Genomic DNA, 7,263 nt, shown 5'->3' on the forward strand with positions numbered 1-7,263 from the left:
GAAAAAAGGATTCGTGATCAAAGATGTGAACGCGAACGACTCCCAGCCAATCGATAAACCAAAAACGACAACAACCAGATCTGCTAAGGGCGAGAAGAAAAGTTTCCAAATCAAAAAGATTGAGCAGTGATCAGGAGGAGAACATCATCAAAAAATATAAAGGTTATTTAATCGATCTGGACGGAACCGTGTACAAAGGTGCTGAACGCATCCCGACAGCGGAAGTCTTCGTAAAAGAACTTCAGGATAAAAACATTCCGTTCCTGTTCGTCACGAATAATGCAACCAAGACCGCTACAGAAGTCAAAGAGAATCTGCTGCATAACTTCCAGATTGATGTGACGGAAGATCATATCTACACCAGCGCCATGGCGGCATTGGATCACCTGAATGAATTGAACATCGGCAAAAAGGTTCTGGTCGTCGGTGAACCCTCCTTGAAACAGGAAGTGCAAGCTGCCGGGTTCGAAATGGTCGATGAGAATCCTGATTTTGTCCTGCAGGCGTTGGACCGCGGGGTTACGTATCAGCAATTGGAGGCCGCTTGTTTGGCCATCCAAAAGGGGGCCAAATTTGTTGCCACCAATCCTGACACAAATCTGCCGACCGAAAGGGGATTTATTCCGGGAGCCGGTGCTTTGACTGCCTTTCTGAAGGCTTGCACCCAGAAAGAACCGTTGATCATCGGCAAACCGTATCCGACCATCATGGCAGGTGCCATCAAAAGGATGCAACTGAAGAAGGCAGATGTCGTCATGGTCGGGGACAACTACAATACGGATATCCTGGCGGGCGTCCGTTATGGGGTGGACACGTTGATGGTCCTGACAGGATTCTCCCAACTGGTGGACATTGAAGGCAAAGATGAGCAACCTACCTATATCGTCAATGATCTGTCCGAGTGGGAAGTGTAGCGATGGCACAGAAATTGAAATATTTCTTCGGATACACAGCAATCTTTTTGCTGGTGTTGAGTGCAAGCATCGCCTTCACGATCAACTTCACACCGCTCTACAGCTTTGATATCGATTACCTGAACATTGAACAGATGACTGGGTTTTCGAAAGACGTCATTCTGGATAACTACCGAGTCCTGATGCAGTATCTGAATTTGCCGTGGATCGCGGAATTGAAGATGCCTGATTTTCCGGCTTCCGAGAGCGGACTTTTCCATTTTCATGAGGTGAAAAGACTGTTCCTGCTGGATTACGCCATATTGGGAGTGTCAGCCGTTGCAAGCATATTATTTTTTCGGATGGTGAAAAAAGAGCAAGGATATTGGCGCATGCTGAATCCGTTGCGTTTGATGATCGCTGCTCCATTAGTAGCTTTGACAGTGATATTCATGAACTTCGACCGTTTGTTTGTCGCGTTCCACGGTGTCTTCTTCAATAACGATGCCTGGATCTTTGATGCCCGGACAGATCCGATCATCCTGGCGCTGCCACAGGACTTTTTCATGCATTGTTTTGTGCTGGTTTTTGTGATAATCGAACTGTTGCTTGTGATGCTGTATTTCTGGGTTCGCAGGAAAGTCAAAATAATATAACACAACATAAAAGGGATGCCTCAATCAGAAGAGGCATCCCTTTTGGTGTAGTTAGATTCCCGAATGTGTAGCTTGCATTCGAGAATTTTTCTTTGTCCAGGATTAAAATTCGCGGATAGCCTACTTAGTGCTCGATTTCTCCCCAGGATTCATCACACTCTACTTCATTATTTCGCTCTTGTTTGGATTGTCGTGGGCGATGCGGCTGGCGGCTGCGGCGGCGATTGCTCCTACGATGTCATCGAGGAAGGTGTGGCATTCTGAATCGGTTTTGTCGTTCAGTTTCTGCAAAATACCGGGTTTAACTTTATCGATGTATCCGTAGTTCGTAAAACCGATGGACCCGTATACGTTGACGATCGAAAGGGCAAGAATCTCATCGATGCCGTAGAGCCCTTCGTCGTTCAGGATGATATCTGCCAACGGCTGGGAGAGCTGCCCCGATTCGGCGAGCTTATCTATTTCAATGCCAGTAATGATTGCGTTCTGAACTTCCCGTTTCAGGAACACGGCCTTAACGTTCTCGATGCATTCCTCCATAGTCAGATTATCTACGTATGATTTTTGGAGATGCAAAACGAGGTCGGCGATATCCTCGACGCTCACACCGCGTTCCTCTATTAAAGCCACTGCCCTTGCATGCAACTCGCTGTCTGATTTGACCATATTAATTCCTCCTGAATTCGTATTTGATACTTTTATTATAGAGGAAGGGCAATTGAAAACAAAAGAAGAGGTATTCTTGATTCGTTATTTGCTGGGAATTCCGCCACGAACCAGCACCCCAGTTCAGACAACTGTATAACCAAATCAAAAAAGGGCCATCTCTGAATGAGACGACCCTCCATAAAATTTAAAATAAGCTGGTACTGTGCATCGGTTGTACACGTGTGTTGGGATTGATGTACACCATCGCGTTGTTGACGGCTACAGGAGCTTCACCGAATCCCGTGGCAATCAGTTTTACTTTTCCGGAATACGTCCCGATATCTCCTATGGCATAGACTCCTGGGATGGTGGTCTCCATTTTTGAGTTTACGACGATGGCATTTCCTTGGACTTCGAATCCCCATTTTTTCATGCCGCCGATGGAGGATGAAAAGCCGTAATTGATCAAAAAGTCATCTATTTCCAATTCCGTCGTATTGTCTTTACGGGCTTCCTGAAGCGTGACGCTTGTTAAGAACTCATCGTTTCCGTTGACGCTGACCGGAACGAAAGGCGTCATGATTTCAATGGACGACTCTTGCAACAAGTGGACGCTGTGCTCTTGGGCGCGGAATTGCGGGCGACGATGAATCAGATAGACCTTTTTGGCGATTGGTTCCAGAGTTAGTGCCCAATCAACTGCTGAATCGCCACCACCACAGATGGCTACTGTTTTATCGCGGAAACTCTCGATGTTGTTCACGAAATAGTGTAGATTGGTGTTCTCGTACTTATCTGCGTGTTCTATTTCCAGTTTTCTCGGCCGGAATGCTCCATTTCCCGCAGAAATGATCACTGCTTTCGAATAGTGGCGGTTTTTGGTCGTTTGGATTTCAAAGATGCCATCAGCATTTTTTTCGAGTTCAAACGCTTCTTCGCCGAATACCAACTTTGTGTCGAAGCGTTCCATCTGCTCTTTCAGGTTACTGACGAGGTCGCCGCCGGAAATGGCGGGGTAGCCTGCGATGTCATATATATTTTTTTCAGCATAAAGCATTCCAGGTTGGCCGCCGAGCTGGGGTAGGGCTTCTATAATTTTGACTTTGGCTTGCCGCAGGCCGGCGTAGAACGCCGTGAACATGCCGATAGGGCCGCCGCCGATGATAGTGATGTCGTATATTTCTATATCTTTCAATTGTATTCCTCCGTTGTTTCTGTTCCGGGTGAATGACTCGCCCGGAGAGGTATCAGATTTGCTCATAGAACATTCTGACGATGAATGTTACAAAGATGCCTGTCAACAGTCCGACAAAAACTTCCGAAGGTTTGTGCCCAAGGTATTTTTTGACTGCCATTTCTTCAGGGTAAATCTTCTCATCTTTTTCTTCTGCAACCAGTTCCTGTTCGTTCTTGGGGAACTTTAGGGATAAACGGGTCAGCTCTTTGATGGCGTCGATGAGAACGATGCCTTGCTCACCGCTCTGACGACGTACGCCCATCGAGTCAAACATAACGATGACGCCAAAAGTTGTAGCGATAGCTACATAACCAGAACCGATTCCGTATTGCAGAATGAGTGCCGTTATAAGCGAACTGACGGCAGCCGAGTGGGAACTGGGCATCCCGCCCGTAGTCGTAACAATGGACAAGGAAGTTTTCTTGTCTTTTGAAAAAATTGCAATCGGATATTTTAAAGCTTGGGTGAACATGATAGCTGCCAGGGAACAAATTAAAGGGAAATTCTCGAAAATCATCATTATTTTTCATCCTTCACTTAAATAGCTAATTTTCATTTATGATAACATGAATCGATACTTACATCCTAATGAAAAAGAAAAAATGGGCTGAATTTTCATTTTTGGATAATCGGGGGATTAATCTTTTGCATATTGTGGTAAAATGTAAAAAAAAGGAGGATGAATAATGAGTTTATTTCCACAATTACAAGCAACAGATAACGATAAGAAAGTCATTATGAAAACAAATAAAGGGGATATCACTATCCGTTTGTTCCCTGATTTGGCGCCAAAAACAGTTGAAAACTTTTTAGGTTTGGCTGAGAGCGGCTATTATGACGGAATCATTTTCCACCGTGTCATAAATGACTTCATGATCCAAGGCGGCGACCCTACAGGAACTGGTATGGGCGGCTCAAGTGTTTGGGGCGATTCTTTTGAAGATGAATTCTCGACGAGTCTTTTCAACCTGAATGGTGCGTTGTCGATGGCGAATGCTGGCCCGAACACTAACGGAAGCCAATTTTTCATCGTTACCGCTAAAGAAGTGCCTATGACAATGTTGGCTCAATTGGAAGCTGGTGGATGGCCTAAAGAAATCATAGATGCTTATGCTGCAAACGGCGGAACACCTTGGTTGGATAAAAAACATACTGTATTCGGGCAAGTGGACGCTGGCATGGACACAGTCTACGCTATCGAAGGCGTGAAAAAAGGCGCTCAAGACAAACCTGTCGAAGACGTTGTCATCGAAAGCATCACGATTTTATAATAGTATAGAAGGGGGCACAAAAAATGCCCCTTTTCATCATGGATAAGATTATCTTGTTTCTGCCACTCCTAACACTACTGGAGTGTTTTCAAGGTAGTAATCGCTATGACGCCGCCTAAGAGTTGCTTCTGATCAAAGTTGCATCAGAAATTCTATCCTTTCATCTAGGCACGTGGTATAATTATATGGTACTGTGAGGGGAATTATGAATGAAAATGGAATATAAAATCGGAGACATAATTGAAGGAAATGTAACAGGTATCCAATCATATGGCGTGTTCATTTCATTAGACAAGAATACGCAAGGCCTGATCCATATATCCGAATGCAGGCATGGGTATGTGACTAATCTTGACGAATTCATTCAAATTGACGATGGAGTGGAAGCTAAAATCATAGATATCGATGAGTACACAGGGAAAATAAGTCTGTCTCTCAGAGCTATGGAAAAGTTGGCGACACCTTGTTACCCGGCGAAAAGAAAGAAAAGAAAAAGAAGATACTTGCCACAGATTGGTTTTGAGACCTTGAAAGAAATGATGCCTACCTGGATCGAAGAGGCCAAAGAGGACGAGAAAGTCAGAAAATCGACAGGGAATAATCCTGTTTTTACGACTTCCGGTGAGAGGGGACATTCATTATGATAAAAGAAAACATAGTGGCAGGGACTATTATGGTCACTAATGAGGCGGAGGATACTTACTTTCTGGTCAATACAGAAAACGAATCCTACAGCCTACCTAGTGTAAATTTATCCGAGGGCGGAAAATCCCCTTTAGGATCTATAATGGAAGTCTTGCTGGCGCATGTTGGCATTGAATCTGAGTCCTTGCGATTGCTTGACTTGACGAACATGAGAGTAAATGGCAAAAATATGCCTTTATTTGTTTTCGATTCATTAGAAAAACCTTCCGATTTGGACAGCTTATTGAATGAACCAGGCAAGTTCGCATGGAAAAAATATTCGGAAATCTCGGAAATACTTACTGACTTGGAATTGGACAGCGTACCTATTTACCATTAAAGGTGCCTTATTTCGATCAGTAATCATTTTATAAAAACAAATTAGGAGGATATTAAATGTCACATATTCAATTTGATTACTCTAAAGCTTTGGAATTTTTTGCACAACACGAGTTGGATTACATCCAGTACCAAGTAACGGCAGCTGACAAAGCGCTTCGTGAAGGTACAGGCCCAGGGAGCGACTTCACAGGCTGGATCGATCTTCCTAAAGATTATGACAAAGACGAATTTGCACGCATCAAAGCGGCAGCAAAAAAAATCCAATCTGATTCAGAAGTTTTGGTTGTTATCGGTATCGGAGGTTCTTATTTAGGAGCCCGTGCTGCAATCGACTTCCTTAACAACACTTTTTACAACGTTCAGACAACTGCGGATCGCAAAACACCTCAAATTTTCTTTGCAGGAAACAGTATCAGCTCAACTTATTTAGCTGACTTGATTGAAGTGATCGGGGATCGTGATTTCTCAGTAAACATGATTTCAAAATCAGGTACAACAACTGAACCAGCGATTGCTTTCCGTGTCTTCAAAGAATTATTGATCAAAAAATATGGTAAAGAAGAAGCAGTAAAACGCATTTACTCTACCACCGATAAAGCAAGAGGCGCAGCGAAGCATGAAGCGGACATGGAAGGGTACGAAACTTTCGTAATTCCTGATGATGTCGGCGGACGTTTCACTGTATTGACACCAGTTGGTCTTCTTCCAATCGCAGTCAGTGGTGCTGATATCGATGCGTTGATGCAAGGTGCTGCCGATGCCCGTGAAGTATACTCGAATCCTGATTTATCAACTAACGTAGCATACCAATACGCAGCTATCCGCAACATCCTTTACCGCAAAGGCAAAGTGACTGAAATCTTAGCTAACTATGAACCAGGCATGCAATATCTTTCGGAATGGTGGAAACAACTGTTCGGCGAATCTGAAGGTAAAGACCAAAAAGGTATTTATCCAACAAGCGCGAATTTCTCGACAGATTTGCATTCAATCGGCCAATCCATCCAAGATGGACAAAGAAATATCTTTGAAACAGTCGTAAAAGTTGCAAATCCACGCAAAACAATCAAAATTCCTTTAAGCGCAGAAGATCTGGACGGCTTAGGCTATCTTGAAGGTAAAGATGTTGATTTCGTAAATACAAAAGCTTACCAAGGCACATTATTGGCTCATACAGACGGCGGCGTGCCAAACCTGTTAGTTACTATGCCTGCAATGGATGCTTACTCTTTAGGCTATCTAGTATACTTCTTCGAAATCGCAGTAGGTATCTCTGGTTACTTGAACGGTGTTAATCCATTCGACCAACCAGGTGTAGAAGCCTATAAGAAAAACATGTTTGCGCTTCTTGGCAAACCTGGATTCGAAGAATTAGCTAAAGAATTAAACGATAGACTATAAGCTACAAATTGATTGGGGCGGACAATTCATTGTCCGCTTTTTTTGTGCCAAAGTTTGGTTCGCACTAGCTTGGCCAGCTTTCTGGAGGAGGAAGAGTGGATTGGCATCCCCGATGAGGATGGCTTTAACTG

General features: G+C 43.9%; 9 protein-coding genes. 6 read left to right on the top strand and 3 right to left on the bottom strand.

The genetic code is table 11. The features are described from left to right. The first annotated feature begins 119 nt into the window (after positions 1-119). Together WBM30_RS04755 and WBM30_RS04760 are read left to right on the top strand one after the other, a co-directional pair. Entirely contained in the window at positions 120-914 is a 795-nt protein-coding gene (locus tag WBM30_RS04755) for a TIGR01457 family HAD-type hydrolase (RefSeq protein WP_424899617.1), read from the top strand. A gap of 2 nt (positions 915-916) precedes the next feature. Continuing rightward, on the top strand, positions 917-1,549 hold the full coding sequence (locus WBM30_RS04760; RefSeq protein ID WP_424899618.1) for a TIGR01906 family membrane protein: 633 nt from the start codon (positions 917-919) through the stop codon (positions 1,547-1,549). Positions 1,550-1,708: 159 nt separating this feature from the next. Here WBM30_RS04760 and WBM30_RS04765 read toward each other — a convergent pair whose 3' ends face one another. The 3 genes from WBM30_RS04765 to WBM30_RS04775 form a co-directional block, all read right to left on the bottom strand. Continuing rightward, positions 1,709-2,215, bottom strand: coding sequence for a phosphatidylglycerophosphatase A family protein (locus tag WBM30_RS04765; protein ID WP_424899619.1), 507 nt, complete (start codon positions 2,213-2,215; stop codon positions 1,709-1,711). A gap of 187 nt (positions 2,216-2,402) precedes the next feature. Beyond that, positions 2,403-3,383, bottom strand: a complete 981-nt coding sequence (locus WBM30_RS04770) for an NAD(P)/FAD-dependent oxidoreductase (protein ID WP_424899624.1) — start codon at positions 3,381-3,383, stop codon at positions 2,403-2,405. Positions 3,384-3,444: 61 nt separating this feature from the next. Beyond that, the gene (locus tag WBM30_RS04775; protein ID WP_086986467.1) at positions 3,445-3,954 is read right to left on the bottom strand and encodes a divergent PAP2 family protein; all 510 of its coding nucleotides are present in this window, start codon (positions 3,952-3,954) and stop codon (positions 3,445-3,447) included. 166 nt (positions 3,955-4,120) lie between these two features. Here WBM30_RS04775 and WBM30_RS04780 point away from each other — a divergent pair, with 166 nt between their 5' ends. The 4 genes from WBM30_RS04780 (at position 4,121) to WBM30_RS04795 (ending at position 7,132) form a co-directional block, all read left to right on the top strand. Beyond that, entirely contained in the window at positions 4,121-4,705 is a 585-nt protein-coding gene (locus tag WBM30_RS04780; protein ID WP_424899620.1) for a peptidylprolyl isomerase, read from the top strand. 209 nt (positions 4,706-4,914) lie between these two features. Continuing rightward, a complete protein-coding gene (locus WBM30_RS04785; protein WP_424899621.1) occupies positions 4,915-5,349 on the top strand; it encodes a CvfD/Ygs/GSP13 family RNA-binding post-transcriptional regulator in 435 nt (144 codons plus the stop codon). Next, positions 5,346-5,729 carry a hypothetical protein gene (locus tag WBM30_RS04790; RefSeq protein ID WP_424899622.1) on the top strand — a complete coding sequence of 128 codons (384 nt, stop codon included), beginning with the start codon at positions 5,346-5,348 and terminating at the stop codon, positions 5,727-5,729. The genes WBM30_RS04785 and WBM30_RS04790 overlap by 4 nt, the downstream gene beginning before the upstream one ends. A gap of 56 nt (positions 5,730-5,785) precedes the next feature. Beyond that, positions 5,786-7,132, top strand: a complete 1,347-nt coding sequence (locus WBM30_RS04795) for a glucose-6-phosphate isomerase (protein ID WP_424899623.1) — start codon at positions 5,786-5,788, stop codon at positions 7,130-7,132. The last annotated feature ends 131 nt before the right edge of the window (positions 7,133-7,263 follow it).

The sequence above is a fragment of the Trichococcus sp. genome (genome assembly GCF_049684335.1).
GTDB lineage: Bacteria > Bacillota > Bacilli > Lactobacillales > Aerococcaceae > Trichococcus.

Bases quoted from the DNA above. Each gene is read 5' to 3' on its own strand.
- WBM30_RS04760 (WP_424899618.1), top strand. From the start codon at position 917: ATGGCACAGAAATTGAAATATTTCTTCGGATACACAGCAATCTTTTTG.
- WBM30_RS04765 (WP_424899619.1), bottom strand. From the start codon at position 2,215: ATGGTCAAATCAGACAGCGAGTTGCATGCAAGGGCAGTGGCTTTAATA.
- WBM30_RS04775 (WP_086986467.1), bottom strand. From the start codon at position 3,954: ATGATGATTTTCGAGAATTTCCCTTTAATTTGTTCCCTGGCAGCTATC.
- WBM30_RS04780 (WP_424899620.1), top strand. From the start codon at position 4,121: ATGAGTTTATTTCCACAATTACAAGCAACAGATAACGATAAGAAAGTC.
- WBM30_RS04785 (WP_424899621.1), top strand. From the start codon at position 4,915: ATGAAAATGGAATATAAAATCGGAGACATAATTGAAGGAAATGTAACA.
- WBM30_RS04790 (WP_424899622.1), top strand. From the start codon at position 5,346: ATGATAAAAGAAAACATAGTGGCAGGGACTATTATGGTCACTAATGAG.
- WBM30_RS04795 (WP_424899623.1), top strand. From the start codon at position 5,786: ATGTCACATATTCAATTTGATTACTCTAAAGCTTTGGAATTTTTTGCA.